This is a genomic window from Sinorhizobium sp. 6-70 (assembly GCF_030124375.1).
Lineage (GTDB): Bacteria > Pseudomonadota > Alphaproteobacteria > Rhizobiales > Rhizobiaceae > Sinorhizobium.
Window position 1 is genome coordinate 200156 of record NZ_JASKLS010000006.1, and the last position, 19709, is coordinate 219864.

At 63.2% G+C, this 19709-nt stretch carries 18 protein-coding genes and 1 tRNA gene; 7 read left to right on the top strand and 12 right to left on the bottom strand.

All coding sequences use genetic code 11. The features are described from left to right. Nucleotides 1-89: 89 nt before the first annotated feature. Nucleotides 90-164: transfer RNA gene (locus tag QN222_RS14360), tRNA-Gln, on the bottom strand. 287 nt (nt 165-451) lie between these two features. Here QN222_RS14360 and QN222_RS14365 point away from each other — a divergent pair. Continuing rightward, the gene (locus QN222_RS14365) at nt 452-1375 is read left to right on the top strand and encodes an MBL fold metallo-hydrolase (protein WP_283962873.1); all 924 of its coding nucleotides are present in this window, start codon (nt 452-454) and stop codon (nt 1373-1375) included. Between the two features lie 19 nt (nt 1376-1394). Here QN222_RS14365 and QN222_RS14370 read toward each other — a convergent pair whose 3' ends face one another. After that, the gene (locus QN222_RS14370; RefSeq protein WP_283962872.1) at nt 1395-2300 is read right to left on the bottom strand and encodes a DUF1499 domain-containing protein; all 906 of its coding nucleotides are present in this window, start codon (nt 2298-2300) and stop codon (nt 1395-1397) included. Nucleotides 2301-2548: 248 nt separating this feature from the next. On the opposite strand from QN222_RS14370, the gene QN222_RS14375 reads away from it, so the two are divergent. Next, on the top strand, nt 2549-2935 hold the full coding sequence (locus QN222_RS14375) for a hypothetical protein (protein WP_283962871.1): 387 nt from the start codon (nt 2549-2551) through the stop codon (nt 2933-2935). A 319-nt stretch (nt 2936-3254) separates the two neighbouring features. Beyond that, nucleotides 3255-3497, top strand: a complete 243-nt coding sequence (locus QN222_RS14380) for a hypothetical protein (RefSeq protein WP_283962870.1) — start codon at nt 3255-3257, stop codon at nt 3495-3497. Between the two features lie 48 nt (nt 3498-3545). Here QN222_RS14380 and ppdK read toward each other — a convergent pair whose 3' ends face one another. The 4 genes from ppdK to QN222_RS14400 form a co-directional block, all read right to left on the bottom strand. Next, the gene (ppdK, locus tag QN222_RS14385; RefSeq protein WP_283962869.1) at nt 3546-6236 is read right to left on the bottom strand and encodes a pyruvate, phosphate dikinase; all 2691 of its coding nucleotides are present in this window, start codon (nt 6234-6236) and stop codon (nt 3546-3548) included. Between the two features lie 181 nt (nt 6237-6417). After that, on the bottom strand, nt 6418-9879 hold the full coding sequence (locus tag QN222_RS14390; RefSeq protein WP_284005482.1) for a chromosome segregation SMC family protein: 3462 nt from the start codon (nt 9877-9879) through the stop codon (nt 6418-6420). 114 nt (nt 9880-9993) lie between these two features. Further along, nucleotides 9994-10806, bottom strand: coding sequence for a DsbA family protein (locus tag QN222_RS14395; protein ID WP_283962867.1), 813 nt, complete (start codon nt 10804-10806; stop codon nt 9994-9996). A gap of 116 nt (nt 10807-10922) precedes the next feature. Continuing rightward, nucleotides 10923-11435: a DUF721 domain-containing protein gene (locus tag QN222_RS14400; protein ID WP_283962866.1), complete on the bottom strand. Its 513-nt coding sequence runs from the start codon at nt 11433-11435 to the stop codon at nt 10923-10925. A gap of 191 nt (nt 11436-11626) precedes the next feature. Here QN222_RS14400 and mutY point away from each other — a divergent pair, with 191 nt between their 5' ends. The 3 genes from mutY to QN222_RS14415 all read left to right on the top strand — a co-directional run bounded on the left by mutY (nt 11627) and on the right by QN222_RS14415 (nt 14599). Continuing rightward, entirely contained in the window at nt 11627-12721 is a 1095-nt protein-coding gene (gene mutY, locus QN222_RS14405; RefSeq protein WP_283962865.1) for an A/G-specific adenine glycosylase, read from the top strand. A 67-nt stretch (nt 12722-12788) separates the two neighbouring features. Further along, complete coding sequence (locus QN222_RS14410; protein WP_283962864.1) at nt 12789-13406, top strand: HAD family phosphatase; 618 nt, start codon at nt 12789-12791, stop codon at nt 13404-13406. 155 nt (nt 13407-13561) lie between these two features. Further along, entirely contained in the window at nt 13562-14599 is a 1038-nt protein-coding gene (locus QN222_RS14415) for a calcium-binding protein (protein ID WP_283962863.1), read from the top strand. A gap of 336 nt (nt 14600-14935) precedes the next feature. Here the strand turns inward: QN222_RS14415 and QN222_RS14420 are convergent, their stop codons facing one another. The 3 genes from QN222_RS14420 to QN222_RS14430 all read right to left on the bottom strand — a co-directional run bounded on the left by QN222_RS14420 (nt 14936) and on the right by QN222_RS14430 (nt 16891). Next, nucleotides 14936-16066 carry a site-specific DNA-methyltransferase gene (locus QN222_RS14420; RefSeq protein WP_136507193.1) on the bottom strand — a complete coding sequence of 377 codons (1131 nt, stop codon included), beginning with the start codon at nt 16064-16066 and terminating at the stop codon, nt 14936-14938. A gap of 140 nt (nt 16067-16206) precedes the next feature. Further along, the gene (locus QN222_RS14425; RefSeq protein WP_283962862.1) at nt 16207-16566 is read right to left on the bottom strand and encodes an antibiotic biosynthesis monooxygenase; all 360 of its coding nucleotides are present in this window, start codon (nt 16564-16566) and stop codon (nt 16207-16209) included. Between the two features lie 4 nt (nt 16567-16570). Then, complete coding sequence (locus tag QN222_RS14430; RefSeq protein WP_283962861.1) at nt 16571-16891, bottom strand: NIPSNAP family protein; 321 nt, start codon at nt 16889-16891, stop codon at nt 16571-16573. Between the two features lie 72 nt (nt 16892-16963). Here QN222_RS14430 and QN222_RS14435 point away from each other — a divergent pair, with 72 nt between their 5' ends. Then, nucleotides 16964-17641 carry a winged helix-turn-helix domain-containing protein gene (locus tag QN222_RS14435; RefSeq protein ID WP_283962860.1) on the top strand — a complete coding sequence of 226 codons (678 nt, stop codon included), beginning with the start codon at nt 16964-16966 and terminating at the stop codon, nt 17639-17641. On the opposite strand, the gene QN222_RS14440 is transcribed toward QN222_RS14435, so the two are convergent. From QN222_RS14440 to QN222_RS14450, 3 genes are all read right to left on the bottom strand, one after another. Continuing rightward, complete coding sequence (locus QN222_RS14440) at nt 17624-18082, bottom strand: DUF1284 domain-containing protein (protein WP_283962859.1); 459 nt, start codon at nt 18080-18082, stop codon at nt 17624-17626. The two genes, QN222_RS14435 and QN222_RS14440, sit on opposite strands and share 18 nt — an antisense overlap. Beyond that, a complete protein-coding gene (locus tag QN222_RS14445; RefSeq protein WP_283962858.1) occupies nt 18079-18672 on the bottom strand; it encodes a biotin transporter BioY in 594 nt (197 codons plus the stop codon). The genes QN222_RS14440 and QN222_RS14445 overlap by 4 nt, the downstream gene beginning before the upstream one ends. Before the next feature lie 209 nt (nt 18673-18881). Beyond that, nucleotides 18882-19550 carry a GntR family transcriptional regulator gene (locus tag QN222_RS14450; RefSeq protein WP_283962857.1) on the bottom strand — a complete coding sequence of 223 codons (669 nt, stop codon included), beginning with the start codon at nt 19548-19550 and terminating at the stop codon, nt 18882-18884. Between the last annotated feature and the right edge of the window lie 159 nt (nt 19551-19709).

Consider the following 19709-nt stretch of genomic DNA (forward strand, 5'->3'; position numbering starts at 1 on the left):
GGATGAGGAGAGACCGCCGACGAAGGACTCTCGATCGGCGAGCCCGGCGAATGGGCAAAGAGCGGGGCTGCGAAACGGTCAAGAAGCGATGGCTGGGGCGCCTGGATTCGAACCAGGGAATGGCGGTACCAAAAACCGCTGCCTTACCGCTTGGCTACGCCCCAACTTAAGCTGGCGAGAAATCGCCTTGCCAAATCGAGCGCCTGATTAGCAAAGCTCGCCGCCCGTCACAATGCTTAACTTCGCCTTCGGTGTAGATTTATTTCGCCGGCCGTCAGCCGGCTCGACGCAAGCAGCCGACGTCGCGCGTAAGATTTCGAGTGCCGGAAGCGGTTTCCTCCGATAGCGCTTTGGCCTATTGTCGCCGCGCGCCCGCGGAACGTCGTGAAGGGAGGCGCAGAGCGATGGCCACTTTCGAGATCGAGTACACGTGAAAGCCAGGAAGAGACGCATGCAGGGACCGGATTTCGACCTCGACTTCAAGCCGGCCCACGGCGAGGCGGTGCCCGTTGCCGACCGCGTACAGCGCATCACCGTCAACAATCCCGGCCCCTTCACCTTCCATGGAACGAACACCTATATCGTCGGCAAACGCTCGGTCGCGGTGATCGATCCGGGGCCTGACGACGAAGCACATTTCCGTGCGCTTATGGCTGCTCTCGATGGCCGCGAGGTGACGCACATCGCCGTCAGCCATACGCATCGCGACCATTCCCCCCTCGCCCGGCGGCTAAAGGTCGCGACCGGCGCCGTGATCGTTGCCGAAGGCCCTCACCGGGTGGCCCGGCCCTTGCATGCCGGCGAAACCAACCCCTTCGCCGAGAGCTCCGATATGGATTTCATGCCCGACATAGCGCTTTCCGAAGGCGGGAGGGTCGAGGGCGACGGCTGGAGCCTGACGGCCGTGACGACACCCGGCCACACCGCAAATCACTCCGCCTTCGCACTCGACGGCACCGGCATCCTCTTTTCCGCCGATCACGTGATGGCGTGGGCGACGAGCATCGTCGCACCGCCCGACGGCGCCATGGCCGACTACATGGCCTCGCTCGAAAAGCTGTTGCAGCGGGACGATCGGCTTTATCTGCCCGGACATGGTGGCCCGGTCTCCGACCCCGGGGCGTTCGTCCGAGCCCTTCGGGCACACCGCAAGATGCGCGAGCGCTCCGTGCTTGAACGCATCCGCGCCGGCGACCGGACGATCCCGGACATGGTGAAAGTCATCTACGCTTCTACCGACCCGCGGCTCCACGGGGCCGCGGCACTTTCAGTCCTGGCGCATCTCGAGGACCTCGTGGAACGGGGCCGCGTCGAAACCGACGGGCCGCCGTCGCTCTTCGGCAACTATTGGCTGGCGTCGGGCGTCGCCGGATGACCAAGGTGCTGTAGCGCGGTCAATCGCCGGCAATGCCCAGAAGTTCGGCGTCAAGCGCCCGCATGAATTCCTCGGCAAAGGCGGCGCCCATGCCGAGATCATGGGCACCATAGCGAGATGCCACGCGCAGATCGACGAAAGTCGTCTCCGCCTCCTCCCGGAGCCTGATCAGCACATCGAAGCGAAAGCCGACAATCAGGGTACGCCATTCGCCCTGCAGCACGACGTCGGTGGAGCGCCGTCCTGGAAGTGCATCGAGATCCGGCGCGGGACGCGCAGCCGGAACCGGAATGACGTCCGGCTCGCTGTTCGTGTCCGCTCCTGCGCCGCGCTGAACCGCCAGATCCCCGAGGTCTGCACGGGCGTTCTCGACGCCGAGTTCGGCGGTGGTGGCGATCCGCGTTTCCCCGACAACCTTGCGCACGCCCTGGAACACGCGGTCGAGTGCGCCGTCGTAGCGCCTGCCCGTCAATCCCGGATAGGCGGCGATTTGCGCTTCCCGATCCTGCGGCGTCACCGTGGGGTTGCGCGCGAGCCAGCTCTTTTCTGCGACGGGAGCCTTGATCCACGGCGGCGGCGTCACCGTGTCGGTCGTGACGTCGTAGACTTTTGGCCGCATCAGATATTGCACCGCGCCGTAGCCAAGAAAGCCGAGCGGAGGGGCGGCATAGGCGAGTGCGGACAGCGACGCAATGCCGCCAACCGCCGCCACCTTCCACAGGCGAGTGAGCCCGATCGCCGCGAGCAGCACGCCGGTCAGAGCAAGGCCACCCGACAGCAAGGCAAGCGCCAGAAAATGCGGCGTGGTCAACGGACCGAAACGGTGCGCCAGCAGCGACAGCGCGAAGATCGCAAATGCGATGCGGGCGAGCCCGCGCGCCCAGTGCGCGGCGTGGGAATAGGGACGCTCGTAGCGGATAATCATCTAACGGAATCAATCCCCGAAGCGGAACAGAGCATGGCCTTCTTAGACTATGGCGTCGGGCGTGGGAACAGACAATGCTCGTGCATCTCCCGACGAAACTGCGCTTGCGGCGGTGCCGCAAATTCGCCATTCTCGTTAAACACCTATTCCAAATTCCCGCCAAACGTTCCGTGGCGGAGAAAGTTCAACTGGAGGCATCAGCCAGCGTCGTGAGGAACGGGCGCGCGGCAATCAACGGAGAGGACATCATGGTCGCATCGGAAACAACCGTGACGAAGGCTGCCCCTACCCTCCTGCCTCAACCCGGCGACGGTGCCATACCGATGGCACTGCTCGAACTGGAACTTTCGCTCGATGGATTTTCCGGAAGCAAGGATGAATTTGCCGCCTTTGTGCGCACTGTCGCTGCCGATATCGGCGGCGAATTGCTTTTCACCCTGCCGGCCTCCGGTCTCATCGAGGATTGCCTCACGATCGCCGCCATCCGGTACAGCGATGCCGGAAAGGCGCCAACGATCCTGTTCGTCTGCCTTGGTGGAGACGGGAATGCGATCCGCGTCGAGCAGCCAGGCGAGCAAACCGCGGATCTGAAAAGCTTTGCCGAGGCCTTCGTCGGCGTGCTCGAGCGGATCTGAACAGCGGCCCAACGGTGGTTGACCAGTCGCCTGCGGCGGGCGCATGATATCGCGGTTTAATTGAATCGCGCCTTGCGGACCTTGCCTTATGCGTCACCCGTGCATGCTTGTATCCTCTCCATGCAGAGAACGAAGCGCTTCGAACTTTTTGCCTCGCTCCGACGTGGACATGACGCCCCACCCTTCGGCCGACCTCTGTTCCCAACACGCTGGCACCGGCGGCGGCCGTCAGCGAGATTGGCGCTAAGCAACATCCGTTGTGCTCGCTTGGCCTTCGGCAGAATCGTCGCGTGCCACCGGTGCCGCTCAGGAGGCAATGATGAAACCTTTGAGACTGCTGACCCTCGCTGCGGCAGGATTGATGCTTGCCGGGTGCCAGACGATGACGCCGCAGGAGCGGCGCGCAAGGGACGAAACGACCTGCGCCTCCTATGGCTTTCGGCGCGGCACAGATGCGTTCGCCACCTGCCTGCAGCGCATAGAACTTGACCGTCGCGCCGAGGCGCGCGCCTTCCGCTACGACAACGACTTCCTGATACGCAGGCCGTATTATTGGTATTGACGCCGACCGGTGCGCCGCCGCGGGCAGAGGCGCGCGCGTGGACAGCAGTCAACTCGCCGCCAGCGCCTCCGCCTTGCCGCCGCCGCTGATTGCCGCTTGCGCCGCCGCCAGCCGTGCGATCGGCACGCGGAAGGGCGAGCAGGAGACATAGTCGAGACCCGCCTCCTCACAGAAGCGGATGGAGGCGGGATCGCCGCCGTGCTCGCCGCATATCCCGAGCTTCAGGCCGTTCTTGGTCCGCCGTCCGCGCTCGGCCGCAATCTGGATCAACTCGCCGACACCATCGAAATCGAGAGAGACGAACGGATCCTGCTCGATGATGCCCTTCTGCTGGTAGGTGGCAAGAAACAGGGCCGCGTCATCGCGCGAGATGCCGAAGGTGGTCTGCGTCAAGTCGTTGGTGCCGAAGGAGAAGAAATCAGCCGATTCGGCGATAGTGTCCGCCCGGAGCGCCGCGCGCGGCAGCTCGATCATCGTGCCGATCAGGTAGTCGATGTTTACGCCGGCCTCGCCGATGACGTCCTTTGCGACTGCCTCGATCCGTTCCTTGACATAATCCAGCTCGGAGCGAAGCCCGACGAGCGGCACCATGATCTCCGGAACCACGGCAGCGCCGGTCTTGTGCGCGGCTTCCACCGCGGCCTCGAAGATGGCGCGAGCCTGCATTTCGGCAATTTCCGGATAGGAAATCGCCAAGCGGCAGCCGCGATGCCCAAGCATCGGGTTGAACTCGTGCAGAGCATCGACCCGCTGGCGCAGTTCCGAAGGATCGATCGACAGGACGCCGGCGACGTCGGCGATCTCCTCATCCGTCTTCGGCAGGAACTCGTGCAGCGGCGGGTCGAGAAGGCGGATCGTGACCGGCAGGCCGTGCATGATCGAGAAGAGCTCGATGAAATCCGAGCGTTGCATCGGCAGAAGTTTGGCGAGTGCCGTGCGCCGGCCCGCCTCATCTTCAGCGAGGATCATTTCGCGCATCACATTGATGCGGTCGTCCTCGAAGAACATATGCTCGGTGCGGCAGAGGCCGATGCCTTCGGCGCCGAAGGAACGGGCGGCGCGCGCATCCGCCGGCGTTTCGGCGTTGGTGCGGACAGTCATCCGGCGGCTCTGATCGGCCCATTCCATGATCCGGCCGAAATCGCCCGAAAGCTCGGGCTGAAGCATCGGGATTTCGCCCTTCAGCACCTGGCCGGAAGACCCGTCGATCGTAATGACGTCACCCTTCTTCAGCGTCACGCTCGCGGCGATCAAGAGTTCGTTGCGCGGGTCGACGCGGATATTGCCCGCCCCGGAAACGCAAGGCGTGCCCATGCCGCGGGCAACGACGGCCGCATGGCTCGTCATTCCCCCTCGGGTCGTCAGAATACCCTGCGCCGCATGCATGCCGTGGATATCCTCGGGGCTCGTCTCGACGCGAACCAGAATGACCTTGCGGCCTTCCTTGACCGCGTGCACGGCCTCTTCGGAGGAAAAGACGATCTCGCCGGTTGCCGCGCCGGGTGAAGCCGGCAGGCCGGAACCGATGATGTCTCGCCGAGCATGAGGATCGATCGTCGGATGCAGGAGTTGGTCGAGCGAGGCCGGATCGATCCGCGCCACGGCTTCCTTCCTGGAGATAAGCCCCTGCTCGGCCATGTCGACCGCAATTTTCAGCGCCGCCTTGGCGGTGCGCTTGCCGGAGCGCGTCTGCAGCATCCACAACTTGCCGCGCTCGATCGTGAATTCCAGGTCCTGCATGTCGCGGTAATGCCGTTCGAGCTTGCTGCAGATCGCCTCGAATTCGGCGAAGGCCTCGGGCATCAGCTTTTCCAGGGACGGCTTGTCTGAGCCCGATGCAAGGCGCGCAGCCTCGGTGATATTCTGCGGCGTGCGAATGCCGGCAACGACGTCCTCGCCCTGGGCGTTCACCAGAAACTCGCCATAGAGTTCGCTTTCGCCCGTCGAAGGATTACGGGTGAAGGCGACGCCCGTCGCAGACGAATTTCCGAGGTTGCCGAAGACCATGGCCTGAACGTTGACCGCAGTACCCCAGCCGACCGGAATTCCGTGAAGATGGCGATAGGTTATCGCGCGCGGGTTCATCCAGCTCGAAAAGACGGCGCCGATCGCGCCCCAGAGCTGGATCTCGGGATCCTGCGGAAAGGGCTCGCCAAGCACCTCCTCGATCGCCTCCTTGTAGCGCGAAATGACGTGCTGCCACTCGACGGCCGAAAGTTCCGTATCCTGCTCGTGGCCAAGCCGCCCCTTCTCGTCCTCCAGGATTTCCTCGAAGACCTCATGGTCGACGCCCATGACGACATCGCCATACATCTGGATGAAGCGCCGGTAACTATCCCAGGCGAAGCGCGCATCGCCGGCGTCGTGCCCGAGTGCATGCACGGACTGGTCGTTGAGGCCAAGGTTGAGAACCGTGTCCATCATGCCGGGCATCGAGGCGCGCGCGCCGGAACGGACGGACAGGAGAAGCGGACGGGTCGTGTCGCCGAACGTGCGGCCAGTGATCTCTTCCATCCGGGTAATGCCCTTCCGCACCTGCTCACGCAGGCCATCGGGCATGGCCCGATCATTGTCGAAATAGCTGTTGCAGGCATCCGTGACGATTGTCAGTCCCGGCGGTACCGGCAGGCCGAGATTACACATCTCCGCGAGATTCGCTCCCTTGCCGCCAAGCTTGTTGCGATCCCCCGCACGCCCCTCGGCCTTGCCTCCGCCGAAGGTATATACCCATTTCGTCATGCCTGCTCTCCACCCAGAAACAGCTTTGATGACGGTCTACAGTATATGTTTCGGAGTGAAAATGCACTCGACGAAGATTTTTGCTGCGGTGCATCAAAATTGAAACGCAAGCCGGCGACAGCCAACACGGCGGCGCCAACTCGGCTCGTTCAAGGTCACCTGACGTGATCGGGTAGGCAGCTCAAACCACTTCCCGCATGCGTTCGGCCGTCTGCAGGTCGACGGAAACGAGCTGCGAGACGCCCTGCTCGGCCATGGTGACGCCGAAGAGGCGATTCATGCGCGCCATGGTGATCGGGTTATGGGTGATGATGATGAAGCGGGTCTCGGTCGAGGCCGCCATTTCGTCCATCAGGTTGCAGTAGCGCTCGACATTGTGGTCGTCGAGTGGGGCATCGACTTCGTCGAGCACGCAGATCGGTGCCGGATTGGTGAGGAAGACCGCGAAGATCAGCGCCATCGCCGTCAGCGCCTGCTCGCCGCCCGAGAGCAGCGTCATCGTCTGCGGCTTCTTGCCGGGCGGACGGGCGAGGATTTCGAGACCGGCCTCGAGCGGGTCGTCGCTCTCGATCAGTTGCAGTTCCGCCGTGCCGCCGCCGAAGAGGTGGGTGAACAGCCGCTGAAACTGCCCGTTGACCACGTCAAAGGCGGCGATCAGCCGCTCGCGCCCCTCGCGGTTGAGATTCTGGATGGCGCTGCGGAGCTTGCGGATCGCCTCGATGACGTCGTCGCGCTCCTTGAGGATCGCCGCCAGGCGCTCGGAGAGTTCCTTCTGCTCTTCCTCGGCGCGAAGATTGACGGCTCCGAGCCGTTCCCGCTCGATCTTCAGCCGTTCGAGCTCGCGCTCGACGCCGTGCATCCCGGGCAGCGCGGCATCGGCGGCAAGCCCCGTCAGGCGCATCACCTCGTGCGGCGCGCAGGCAAGGCCCTCGTGAATGCGCGCCTCGATCTCGACGCGACGCTCGCGGGCCGAAACCAGGCGTTCCTCGGCGCGACCGCGCTGCTCACGGGCCTCGGCGAGATCCGAAAGCGCAGCGGCAGCCGCCCGATCCGCCTCGCGCTGCCGGCCTTCTGCTTCGGCGAGAACACCGGCTGCTTCGCGGCGCGAAGCCTCCGCCTTCTGCAGTTCGTTCATCAACGCGCGGCGCTTGTCCTCGAACTCGTCCGGCGCATCGATCAGTTCCTCGACCTCGTCCCGCGTTTCCGCCTCGCGGTCGCGCAGCGTCCCGATATGTTCCTCGGCGCTCGCTGCCCTCGCCCGCCACGTCTCGCGTTCTGCGGCGATTGCCGAAAGCCGGCGCTGACGCATCTCGTTTTCGCGAGCAAGACCGTCATGGGCAGCACGTGCCTCTGCGACCGCGGCGCGATCGGCGGCAACCGCCGCCGTCTGGTTGCGCAGGTGGAGCTCAAGCTCGGAGAGATCGGGTGCTGCGGCAAGCGCGTCGTTGGCTGCCTCGATCTGTTCCGCCGCCTCCTCGACCTGTCCCTCCAGCTGAAGCTTCGTTTCGGCAAGAACTGCGCGGCGGCGGGCGAGATCGCCCGAGGCACGTTCGGCCGTCGCCAGCGCTTCCCGCGCCTCGGTGAGTTGGCGGCCGATCATGCGTTGGGCATCGCGCGCAAGGCGCAGCCGTTCATCCTCCGCACGGATGCGTGCACCGGCTGCCGTGAGATCGGCTTCGGCCCGTCGCAGCGCTTCGGTCGCATCCTCGGTCTCGCTCTCGAGCTCGATAAGCCGGTTCTTCTGCGCGAGCCGCAAGGCTGCGGCGCTCGGCGCCTCCGATCCGGTCACGTGACCGTCCCAGCGCCAGACCGCGCCTTCCCTCGTCACCAGGCGCTGGCCGGTCTTCAACAGCGGCAGCAGGCGCTCCGCCTCCGCTTCGCTTTCGACGATCCCGATCTGGCCAAGCGCCCGCCCGAGCGCCTCCGGTGCGCGCACATAGCCGTCGAGCGGTACCGCACCCGCCGGCAAGGATGGATCGGAAGAATGGTCGCCTGGCATTCGCCAATGCGCGGGCGCCGCCTGATCCAAGGGCGAATCGAGATCGTCGCCAAGCGCCGCACCAAGGGCCGTCTCGAACCCGCGTTCGACCTTCATCTCCTCCACGATCGCCGGATAGGCACCGCCGCCGACCGCCTCCAGCATCCGGCGGATCGTGCGTGCCTCGGCCTCGATTCCGTTCAACGCTGCACGCGCCTCATCGACCGGCGGGCGGGCAGCAGCCTCATCGGCGCGAGCGTCGGCGAGCGCCTCCTCAATGGAAACGACAGCCGCTTCAGCTTCGTCCAGCGCAGCCTCCGCGACTTCCACCTGTCCCTGCTTCTCATGCGGATCGGGAAGTGCGGCCATCTGCCGGTCGAGATCATCGAGATCGCGTGCCTGGTCGGAAAGCTGGCGGACAAGGCGCGCCTGCCGTTCGGAGAGATCGCGAAGCGTTCTTTCGATCTGATTGCGACCCGCCTGGGCCTCGGCCCGGTCGGCCGTCACCCGTGCAAGCTCAGCTTCGCTGATCGCCAGCGCCTCATTGGCAGCATTGAGCCGCTCGCGCGCCTCCCCGGCGCGGTCATCAGCCTCCGCCAGCACGTCCCGGAGCTCCGCTTCCTCCTCGTCGAGGCGCGCGAGAATATCCGCATTGTCTGCAACCAACCGTTCCTCGCGGGCAATATCCTCGGCGAGCTGCGCCAGCCGGCGCTGCAATTCGTCGCGGCGCCTGAGAATCCGGCCGGCATCCTCTTCCAACTGCGAACGGGCGATCTGCAGGCGCTGCAGCGCCGCCGCGAGCTTCGCCTCGTTCTCTCGCAGTTCCGGCAGCTTGAGGCTGGCGACCGCCTGGGCTTTCGCAGCCTCCATCTGTGTCTGCGCCTTTTCGGCGACCAGTGCGGTGATCTGGTTAAGCTGGCTCGTCGCCTCGGCTTCCGCTTCTTTGGCCTGCACCCACCGGATATGGAAAAGGATCGCCTCGTGCCGGCGGATATCGGCCGACAGCATCTTGAAGCGATTGGCCTGGCGGGACTGGCGCTTCAGGCTCTCGATCTGGCTTTCGAGCTGGGACGTCACGTCATCGAGCCGCTCGAGATTGGTCTCGGCCGCCCGCAGACGCAGTTCCGCCTCATGACGGCGGGAATGCAGGCCGGAGATGCCGGCCGCCTCTTCGAGCAATTGACGGCGCGCCTGAGGCTTGGCAGCGATCAGTTCGCCGATCCGGCCCTGCCCGACCATCGATGGCGAGCGCGCCCCGGTCGACGCGTCGGCAAACAGCAGTTGCACATCCTTGGCACGCGCCTCCTTGCCGTTGATGCGATAAACCGAGCCCTGCTCGCGCTCGATGCGGCGGGTCACCTGGATCTCGTCACTGTCGTTGAAGGCGGCAGGCGCCGTGCGATCGTTGTTGTCGAGATAGAGTCCGACTTCAGCCGTGTTGCGCGCCGGGCGGTTGCCCGAGCCGGAAAATATCACGTCGTCCATGCCGGACGCGCGCATGTTCTTGTAAGAGTTTTCGCCCATCACCCAGCGGAGCGCTTCGACAAGGTTCGACTTACCGCAGCCGTTTGGCCCGACGACACCGGTGAGGCCCCGCTCGATGACAAATTCGGTCGGTTCGACGAAGGATTTGAAACCAAGCAGGCGGAGCTTGTTGAACTTCATGGGCGGAACGCCCGTTGGCGGCGATCTACCCGTTCACCATGAAGGAAGGGCGCATAAAGCGAAAAAACGGGCGCACGGCCGCTGCCGTCGCCCGTCGTTCGAATAAGCGAAGGATCAGAGCTTGCTGTCGATGAGGGCCGACATAACGTCAACCGACATGTCCCCCGAAAAGTGCTCACCATTGACGAAGAAGGTCGGAGTCGACTTGACGCCGAAATCCTTGGCACCCCTCTGCATCACTGCGTTCACATCATCCAGAAGTTTTTGGTTCGTCAAGCAGGCCTCGAAGCTCTCCTGTGTAAAACCGGCGAGTTTGGACATTTGCAAGAGCGCATCGCGGCCGTTCTGCGCTGCGGCCCACTGCTCCTGCTGCTTGAACAGCATCGAGATCATCGGGAAATACTGCCCCTCCGGCGCGCAGCGCGCCAGCATGAAGGCGGCGGCGGCGCGCGGATCGAACGGGAATTCACGCACGATGAAGCGGACCTTGCCGGTGTCGATATATTTCGCCTTGATGGCGTCGAAGGTCTTGTTGTGGAAGTTCGCGCAGTGGGGGCAGGTCATCGACATGTATTCGACGATCGTCACCGGCGCATTGGCTTCGCCCAGCGCCATTTCCGGCAGCGGGCCCGGTTCGAGCAGCTTCTTCATATCGACACTGCCTTCCGACTGCGGCAGTTCGACCTTGGCAGCGGGTGCGGTTGCTTGGGCAACTTCGGTTTGCGCAGGCTTCGCCTCGCTGGTGGCGGCGGGTGCTGCCGGCGTGGACGCAGTGGTCGGCGCCTCCGCGGTCGCGCTGGTTTCAGTCGGCGCAGTCGAAGCCGTCTCCTTCTTCTCCTCGCTGCAGGCGGCGAGCATCAGAGCGAGCGCGGCGACGGCGGCACCGCCCAGCAGGCGTTTCGAAAGGCTCTTTTCGGAAGCGGACATAAATTTGACCTGTGTTCTGTGAGGAAAATTGAACTGCGAATTCGATAACTTGCCTTGTTGGAGGCGACAAGGGGCGGCGTCTCAACTGAATTCAAAGAAATGTGACCGCTTGAAGATCACGTTGTCTTCCGGCGCGACGAAAACACGGCGGTGCCAAGACGCCGGAGCGCCGCCTTCAGCGCCTCGCTTTCTACGCCTTCCACCATGGCGTCGAGCTTTCGCGCGGGTTCGCCGACGAGCGGACGCGGACGACGGAACGGTTTGGGTGGGGCCGCAACCGGCTTCTGCACGATCCGGATCTGGCCGATCGCGTAGAAGCCGAAAAAACCGTTGATGCGCTGGATCAGTTCGCCCTGGGCGTGGGTCAGGAAAAGCGCCCTCGCGCCCTCGCAGGCGACAGTGAGAACGCCCGGCTGATGGCCGCCCTCGCCGCCCATTTCAGAAGCACGGCGCGGCCAGGCGATTTTTTCCGGACGTGTACAGTCGGCAAATTCCGGACCGGCGATCTCGTCCCAGGAGCCCAGCAGCATAGTGTTGATGCCCGCGCGCTTGGCGAGCACCGGATCGATCAGGCCGTTTGCGACCTCGCTGATCTGGACGACGCCCCTGCGGGCCTTCTCTTGATTCACCGGCACGACTTTCTGTTTGCAATTCCGATTGCGCCTTGAAGCCTACTGTATGTTTCCTTAAATCGTAGCCGATTTAACGACAAACATGCAGCAATTCAAAGTGCTACAGCGACCCTCGCGCGTATGATAAGACGTGCGGCGCTGTAAGTTCCCATCATCCAACTATAGGCCGGAAAAGGATTCCCCGGCAAATGATGCACGACACCCCGAAGGCGGCGGACGCCACCTTTCTTCTTCTCGATTGGTACGATCGCCACCACCGCGATCTTCCTTGGCGGGTCTCGCCGCCAATGGCGCGAAAGGGCATTGTCGCTGATCCTTACCACGTCTGGCTGTCCGAGGTCATGCTGCAGCAGACCACTGTCCAGGCGGTCAAGGCGTATTTCAACAAGTTCCTGACGCTGTGGCCGACAATCAACGATCTTGCCGCAGCGGAGACCGAAGACGTGATGAAAGCCTGGGCCGGGCTCGGCTACTACGCCCGTGCGCGCAACCTGAAAAAATGCGCCGAAGCGGTGGCGGGCGAGCACGGCGGGCGCTTTCCGGACAGTGAGGAAGCGCTGAAGGCACTTCCCGGCATCGGCGGCTACACGGCGGCGGCGGTCGCGGCGATCGCCTTCAACCGTCGAAGCGCCGTTCTCGATGGCAATGTCGAGCGCGTGATCTCCCGGCTCTACGCGATCGAAACGCCACTGCCCGCGGCCAAGGCGGAAATGCGGGCGCGGGTCCTTGCGCTCACCCCGGAGGATCGTCCCGGCGACTTCGCACAAGCGATGATGGATCTCGGCGCAACGATCTGCACCCCGAAGCGGCCGGCCTGTTCGCTCTGTCCCTTCCGGGCAGGCTGTCTGGCGCTTGCAACGGCCGACCCCGAAACCTTCCCGCGCAAGGCGGAAAAGAAGCAAAAACCGCTGCGCCTCGGCGCGGCCTTCGTGGCGATCGACCGCTCACACGCCGTCTATCTGCAGAAGCGCGCCGACACCGGCCTTCTCGGCGGCATGACCGAAGTGCCCGGGACAGGATGGACTGCACGCCGCGACGGCGAGACCTCGATCGCCGCCCAACCTTTCGCCGCGCCTTGGGAGCCCTGCGGAACGATCACGCATGTTTTTACGCATTTCGAGTTGCGCCTCTCGATCTACCGCGCCAATGTTCAGCGCGCCGAGACGGGCTTGAACGGATGGTGGGAGCCGATGGCGTCGCTCGGCGCGCAGGCATTGCCAACCGTCATGAAAAAGGCGATCGCCCAGGCTATACCAAGCGCCTTCAAGGCCGAGCGAAGCTAGAACAAACACGGCGTGAAGCGGTCCTTGCCTATCCCACACAGAACCCATTGGAAACTAAGGATTGCCGATGAGCAGCGCAAACATCCGCCACATCGTCTTCGACATCGGCAAGGTGCTGATCCATTACGACCCGCGTCTGCCCTACTGCCGCATCATCCCGGACGAAGCCGAGCGCAACTGGTTCTTCGCCAATGTCTGCACCCATGACTGGAACGTCGAACAGGACCGTGGGCGCTCGTGGGAAGAGGCGGAGGAGACTTTGATTCGGGTGCACCCGGATCGCGAGAACCAGATTCGGGCGTTTCGCAAATGCTGGCACGAGATGGTGCCGCATGCCTATGTCGAGACCGTCTCCCTCATGGAAGGACTGATCGCCGAGGGACGCGACGTCACCATGCTCACCAATTTCGCGTCCGATACGTTCCGCGAGGCGCAGAAGCTTTATCCCTTCCTGACGCTGCCACGCGGCGTGACCGTCTCCGGCGATGTCGGCCTGATCAAGCCGGAAGTCGCGATCTATCAGGCCCACGCCGAGGCCTTCGACCTGGAGCCCGCCGCCACGCTCTTCATCGACGACAGCATGCCCAATGTGGAGGGCGCGCGTGCTGCGGGCTGGCACGCCGTTCACTTCACCGACCCCGAGAAGCTGAAAGTCGATCTCGCCTGCTACCGCATTCAGCACTGAGGACCTCGACGGGCTCGGCTAACGCCGCGCGGGTTTGCGATACCCGCGACGGCTCTAAAATCATCAAAGCGCCACAATCGGTTCAGCCGTCATTCAGCTGTTGCCGTCCATGATCAGAACCAGAATTCGACGCCCACCCCGAAAGGTTCTGTTCCATGGCCACGCGTATCTACGGCACGAACTACAGCGACAAGATCGTCCAGAACGGCTACATCTCGGTAGAGATCTATGCACTTGATGGAAACGACCAGATTCACCTCAACAGGACCGACAGTTACGGCGGATATAACTTCGTCGACGCGGGCTACGGCAACGATGTTGTCGTTAATTACTTCGAAGGCGGCAACGACATCTTCATGGGCGCCGGGGACGATCTCTATGTCGCCGACGCACGTGTCCGTGACGCAAGCTCCTACGACGTGGTTTACGGCGGCAGCGGCAACGACCGCTTCGAGATTGAAACCTACGCCAGCGACTATTATGGCGATAGCGGCAACGACACCTTTCTTTCGGTCGGTTTCAAGAACTACTTCAACGGCGGCACCGGCATCGACACCATCAGCTACCAACTGCAGGACAGCTTCGGTTCGGAGCGCGGCAGGGGTGTGACGATCGACCTCGGCTACAAATATGCGACCACCGGCACCGGCCGCCGGGAAGACTTGATCAGCGTCGAGAACGCGACCGGCACCAACTACGGCCATGATGACATTACCGGCAGTTCGGTCGCCAATGTGCTACGCGGGCTCGGCGGCCACGACATTCTCGAGGGCCTCGGCGGCGACGATTTCCTCGATGGCGGCACCGGCGACGACGATCTTTATGGTGGTGCGGGCGCTGATATCCTGCGCGGCGGTACCGGTTTCGACTACCTCAACGGCGGCACCGGCACCGACAGCTTCGATTTCAACGCGATCAGCGAATCGGCGGTCGGCAGCCGGCGCGATGTGATCGCCGATTTCCACCGGTCGGAATGGGACGTCATCGACCTTTCGACGATCGATGCCGACACGACCTGGAGCGGAAACCAGAAGTTTGTTTTCATCGGCAGTGCCGCCTTTTCGGGCGACGCCGGCGAACTGAACTTCCGCTCCGGCGTCGTCTCGGGCGATGTCAACGGCGACGGCTATGCCGATTTCCAGATCAAGGTAAACGGCGTCTCCAGCCTGCGGGTCGACGACTTCTTCCTGTGATGCGCGCGCCTTTTGATGAGAAGCCCTGCTGCAATCGCGGCGGGGTTTTGCTGCTCCAGAAAACAGCGATTTCATAGCTTGATGCGTCTGCGATCGCCCCTCACCCTAACCCTCTCCCCGCCTGCGGGGAGAGGGGACTAAGAGCTCGCGGCAAGTCCCTTCTCCCCGTAAAGACGGGGAGAAGGTGGCCGGCAGGCCGGATGAGGGGCCGTTCCTGCCTCAATACAAACGCCCGGAATCCTCATCGGATTCCGGGCGTTTAAAGCTCTCCTTCCGGGACTGAAGGTACAAAAACCGGACGGAGCGCTTTTCGAAGACCCGAGCGGAACTGGTTGATCAGTTCAGTTTTGCCAGGTCATTTCGAATGACGGATCTGAGTTCGTCGATAGGCTTGAGACTGTTGCCCTCTTCGAAGTGCCAGAATGTCCATCCGTTGCAGGCATCAAGACCCTGAACTTTTGCGCCAAGGCGGTGAATGGACCCGGCCTCGCCGCCCGAGGCGAGCGTGCCGTCCGCACGCACGATCGCGCTGTAGCGACGCTTTGCATCGGTCAGAACCGTGCCGGGCTTGATCAGCCCACTTTCGATAAGCGTGTTGAAGGCAACGCGAGGCTCTGCCTTCTTGCCGGTCATGACGGAAAGCGTCGCCTTACCGAGCGGTTCGACAGCGGCGATGCGTTCGGCCGCGGCATCGATATAATCCTGCTCGCGCTCGATGCCGACGAAATGGCGGCCGAGGCGCTTGGCGACAGCTCCGGTGGTGCCGGAACCGAAGAACGGATCGAGCACGACGTCGCCGGGCTTGGTCGACGCCATCAGGATGCGGGCGAGCAGCGCCTCCGGCTTCTGCGTCGGGTGCACCTTCTTGCCATCGTCACCCTTGAGACGCTCGGCGCCGGAGCAGATCGGGAACAACCAGTCGGAGCGCATTTGAACGTCGTCGTTCGCCGCCTTCATGGCCTCGTAATTGAAGGTGTAGCCCTTGGCCTTCGCGTTCGGTGTAGCCCAGATCAGGGTTTCATGCGCGTTCTGGAACCGGCGGCCCTTGAAGTTCGGCATCGGGTTGGTCTTGCGCCAGATGATGTCGTTCAAGATCCAGAAATGCAGGTCCTGCAGGATCGCGCCGACCCGGAAGATATTGTGGTAGGAACCGATCACCCAGAGCGTGCCGGTCGGCTTCAGCACACGGCGGCAGGCAAGCAGCCACGCCCGGGTGAAGGCGTCGTAAGCCTCGAAGGAAGCGAACTGGTCCCAGTCGTCGTCGACGGCATCGACCAGCGATTGATCAGGCCGGTGGAGCATGCCGCCGAGCTGGAGATTGTAGGGCGGATCGGCGAAGACGACATCGACGGAATTATCGGGAAGCGCGTTCAGCGCTGCCACGCAATCCCCCTTGATGATGCTGTCGAGCCAGTTCAACGGACGGGCGGCACGGGAGATTTCGGCAAGCGAAACAACTGAAGACATGGACAACTCGCAAATACGCTTACTCGGACTGACTATACGCTTATGGTTACCGAAGATGGTTACCAAAGCCTGAAACCGTTCCGGAAAAATTTGCGTCCATGCCTACCCGCGATCAGTGCTCGGCTGTCGAGCGCTTCCTCTCAAGTCGTCCCGGCTCGGTCGTGCCATTGCCGGCTATCCGGAGGGGCCTGATCGCGGTCGTTGAGGCCGTAGTCCCGGACGACTGCCGCGATCCGCAGCCGGTAATCGGCAAAGACTCCGCGTCGTCCGGCCTCCTGCGCGGCGCGGTGTTCGGCACCGTTGCGCCAGGCCTTCACCGCCGCCTCGTCTCGCCAAAAGGAAAGCGACAACAGCTTGTTCGGATCGGCAAGACTTTGAAAGCGCTCGATCGAAATGAAGCCGTCGATCCCCTCCAGCAGAGGACGCAGATCGGCGGCAAGGCCGAGATAGGTGTCGCGCCTGCCTTCGGCCGGCAGCACTTCGAAAATCACGGCGATCATTGCGTCACTCCTTTCCGTGCGGCTGTGACACGCTCTTCAGGAAGATGCGGTCCTCCTTCAGGATGAAGCGCTCACGCCTGGCGAACTCGTAATTCTCGCGGCCAAGCGGATCGGCGGCAAGCCTTGCGCGGTAAGCCTCGTAGGCGGCGAGGCTATCGATGTTATAGACGCCGTAGGCAGTCGTAGCCGACCCTTCGTGTGGGCCATAATAACCGATGAGATCGGCACCGCAGCGGGGAATGGCTTCGCCCCAATTGCGGGCATAGGTCGCAAAATCGTCCTTGCGGAACGGATCGATCTCGTAGCGGATGAAGCAGGTGATCATGGTCGTCTCCTTTCTGGTTGACGACCACTATGCCGGCTTGTCCTGCGCGGATGCTTCGACTATGATCGAACTATGAAGGAAGGTCCGGACATTGCCCTGATCGGCTCGCTCATCGGCGATCCCGCGCGCGCCAACATGCTGACCGCGTTGATGGGCGGCCGGGCATTGACGGCAACCGAGCTTGCTACGCATGCCGGAATCACGCTGCAGACCGCAAGCTCGCACCTTGCCAAGCTGGAGGCCGGCGGATTGCTGACGCAGCGCAAGCAGGGTCGCCATCGCTATTATGCCTTGAGCGAGGATGAGGTCGGGCTGATGCTCGAAAGCATCATGGGCTTTGCAGCGAGCCGCGGGTTGACTCGCCATCGACCGGGACCGAAGGATCCCGCGCTCAGAAAGGCACGCGTCTGCTACAATCACCTCGCCGGCGACTACGGGGTGCGTATGCTCGACAGCCTGGTCGCCGCCCGTCAAATCGAAATCACCGGCGATGACCTCGCACTGACCGATGCCGGTCGGACCCGCGTCGAGGCCTTGGGCATCGACTATGCCGCGCTCAAGAAATCCCGTCGACCGATCTGCCGGACCTGCCTCGACTGGAGCGAGCGTCGCTCGCATCTTGCTGGCTCGCTTGGTGAGGCACTCTTGACCCTCTTCATCGACAAGGGGTGGGCGAAGCGCGAGCAGAACAGCCGCGCCATTCGCTTTACCGACACCGGCGAAAAAACCTTCTCAGAGCTCTTCCCGTAATAGGGGAAGCGGCGCCGGCACTCCTCGAACGACCGTGCCGGCAAAGCCGTCGCGCGCGACGCGCGTGCAGAGGGCGGACCACTCGCATTCATCGCAGGCGGCGCGAACAGAGCCAAGCGCAAAGGCGCCGCGCAGATCCTGAAGGCGCCGGTCGTCGAGGATGAGAACGGAGCTCGGGCCAAGCGGAAGCCCGAGCAGTTCTGCCACCGCAGCCAAAGCCCGACTGTCGCGACAGGCGATATTGTCGTTGCGGCAATGAGCCTCGGCCAGACCCAGCATCGGCGCACAGATATCATCCGGCCCGTCGACGATCTCGATTGGCTCGCCGGCGGAAAGGCGGGCGGCAACGACATGGTAGTTGCGGGTGAACGAGGGCGTGTAGCCCTCGCCCACGAAAGTCAGCAGGCACAGAAGATGATGTCCGCGCAGGCGGACTGTCAAAGCAGGTCCGCCGGCTTGCGAACGGAGTGCAGGATCGCCTTGAGGACCGCGGCGGCGAGCGCGGATTTCAGGACGGCACCGAGCAGGAACGGTACCGCACCCAGCATGACCGCCTTTTCGACGCCGATCAGCATCGCAAGCCACGCCGCACCGATGACAAGGCAGAGGACATTGGCGGAAAGGTGCGCGAGGAAGCTTAGTGTCACCCGATCGCCCGCCCAGCCCCGGGCAGCCAGCCAACCGGCAAAGCCGCCGATCAACGGGAACGACACAAGGTAGCCGGCGGTCGGACCGGCAAAATGGGCGATGCCGCCCGCGCCGTTTGCGAGCACCGGCAGTCCGACGATGGCTTCCGCCAACCATGCGAGGATTGTGACGACGCCCAAACGCCAGCCGTAGGTGACGCCGATCATGGTGACTGCGAAGGTCTGCATGGTGATCGGCACCGGCACCATCGGCACGCTGATCTGCGAGGAAAGTGCAAGGAAGGCGGTGCCTGCCAGAACGAACAGGGCCCTGAGGGGCCATGTCTTGCCGCCGAGACGCAGCGGATCGAAGACAGGGGAATGCGCAGAAACGAGATCGGACATGGGTTCTCCCAAGCTAGGATTTAGAATTATAGATAATCTGCAAAATTATCTATAATTTCTCCGATACTCATAAATAGCGATGCAATCAATAGGCAGACGCTACGCGTTTGCCCGCCGCCTGCGACAGGACACTGCCGGTCGACGCATTCAGCGAGTCCCTTCGTGTAGAAATTATAGATAATTTGAGATCACGCTCTCTGTCAGGCGTGTTAACCGATGATCGAGAAAGCGTCGCGGACTTCGCCTGCGGCGGTCCTTACCGGAGTCTTACCGATCCATCCAACATGACGCCCGAGAATGGCGGCCGCCTCCTCGCCCTTTCCTTGACGGAGAGCCGTCAGGATGGCGCGGTGATCGTGATCGGTGCGCGCCTCCCAGCTCGAACGCCAGGCTGAGAAGAGAAACCGGGCACTTGCCGCATGAAGATCATCGATCGCGGCAAGCAGGCGCGGCATACTGCAGGGCTCGAGAATGATCCGGTGAAAGGCACGGTTCGCTGCTTCCCAGGAGCGCACATCCCGAGAACTGTCGGCCGCGGCCGTTGCCGCCTCGGCCCTGTCGAGGATCGCCGGTGTCAGGTGAGGCACGGCGTGGCGCAGGGCCAGGACTTCCAGGGCGGCCCGCATCTCGGCAACCTCGCGCACCTCCTTGAGGTCGAACGCGGCGACGCGTACGCCGCGGCGCGGCTCGCTTACGGCGAGCCCTTGCGCCTCCAGCCGGCGAAAGGCCTCGCGCACGGGAACGTGACTGGCGCCGAACTCCTCGGCGACGTGATCCTGCCGCAGCCGCTCGCCCGGCGGCAGCACTCCGGAGATGATCCTTTCGGCAAGCACGCGGCTGATGCGGCTCGCAAGCGTGTCGTCGCGTTCCTTGTTCATGCGCTACAGATAGAGGTGCATCCCGACGCTGTCGAGAAAGCTCGGAGGCCCTTCGGGCGATTTCCAAAGGTTGAGCTTTGGACCGCCATCGTATAAAGCTCGCCCGACTACCGCTTTCGCCGCGATCCAGACTCCTCCCCTGCCGCTGGCGCCTTTTTC

Coding starts and splice junctions, on each gene's coding strand:
- QN222_RS14365 (WP_283962873.1), top strand. CDS start 452: ATGCAGGGACCGGATTTCGACCTCGACTTCAAGCCGGCCCACGGCGAG.
- QN222_RS14370 (WP_283962872.1), bottom strand. CDS start 2,300: ATGATTATCCGCTACGAGCGTCCCTATTCCCACGCCGCGCACTGGGCG.
- QN222_RS14375 (WP_283962871.1), top strand. CDS start 2,549: ATGGTCGCATCGGAAACAACCGTGACGAAGGCTGCCCCTACCCTCCTG.
- QN222_RS14380 (WP_283962870.1), top strand. CDS start 3,255: ATGAAACCTTTGAGACTGCTGACCCTCGCTGCGGCAGGATTGATGCTT.
- ppdK (WP_283962869.1), bottom strand. CDS start 6,236: ATGACGAAATGGGTATATACCTTCGGCGGAGGCAAGGCCGAGGGGCGT.
- QN222_RS14390 (WP_284005482.1), bottom strand. CDS start 9,879: ATGAAGTTCAACAAGCTCCGCCTGCTTGGTTTCAAATCCTTCGTCGAA.
- QN222_RS14395 (WP_283962867.1), bottom strand. CDS start 10,806: ATGTCCGCTTCCGAAAAGAGCCTTTCGAAACGCCTGCTGGGCGGTGCC.
- mutY (WP_283962865.1), top strand. CDS start 11,627: ATGATGCACGACACCCCGAAGGCGGCGGACGCCACCTTTCTTCTTCTC.
- QN222_RS14410 (WP_283962864.1), top strand. CDS start 12,789: ATGAGCAGCGCAAACATCCGCCACATCGTCTTCGACATCGGCAAGGTG.
- QN222_RS14415 (WP_283962863.1), top strand. CDS start 13,562: ATGGCCACGCGTATCTACGGCACGAACTACAGCGACAAGATCGTCCAG.
- QN222_RS14420 (WP_136507193.1), bottom strand. CDS start 16,066: ATGTCTTCAGTTGTTTCGCTTGCCGAAATCTCCCGTGCCGCCCGTCCG.
- QN222_RS14425 (WP_283962862.1), bottom strand. CDS start 16,566: ATGATCGCCGTGATTTTCGAAGTGCTGCCGGCCGAAGGCAGGCGCGAC.
- QN222_RS14430 (WP_283962861.1), bottom strand. CDS start 16,891: ATGATCACCTGCTTCATCCGCTACGAGATCGATCCGTTCCGCAAGGAC.
- QN222_RS14435 (WP_283962860.1), top strand. CDS start 16,964: ATGAAGGAAGGTCCGGACATTGCCCTGATCGGCTCGCTCATCGGCGAT.
- QN222_RS14445 (WP_283962858.1), bottom strand. CDS start 18,672: ATGTCCGATCTCGTTTCTGCGCATTCCCCTGTCTTCGATCCGCTGCGT.
- QN222_RS14450 (WP_283962857.1), bottom strand. CDS start 19,550: ATGAACAAGGAACGCGACGACACGCTTGCGAGCCGCATCAGCCGCGTG.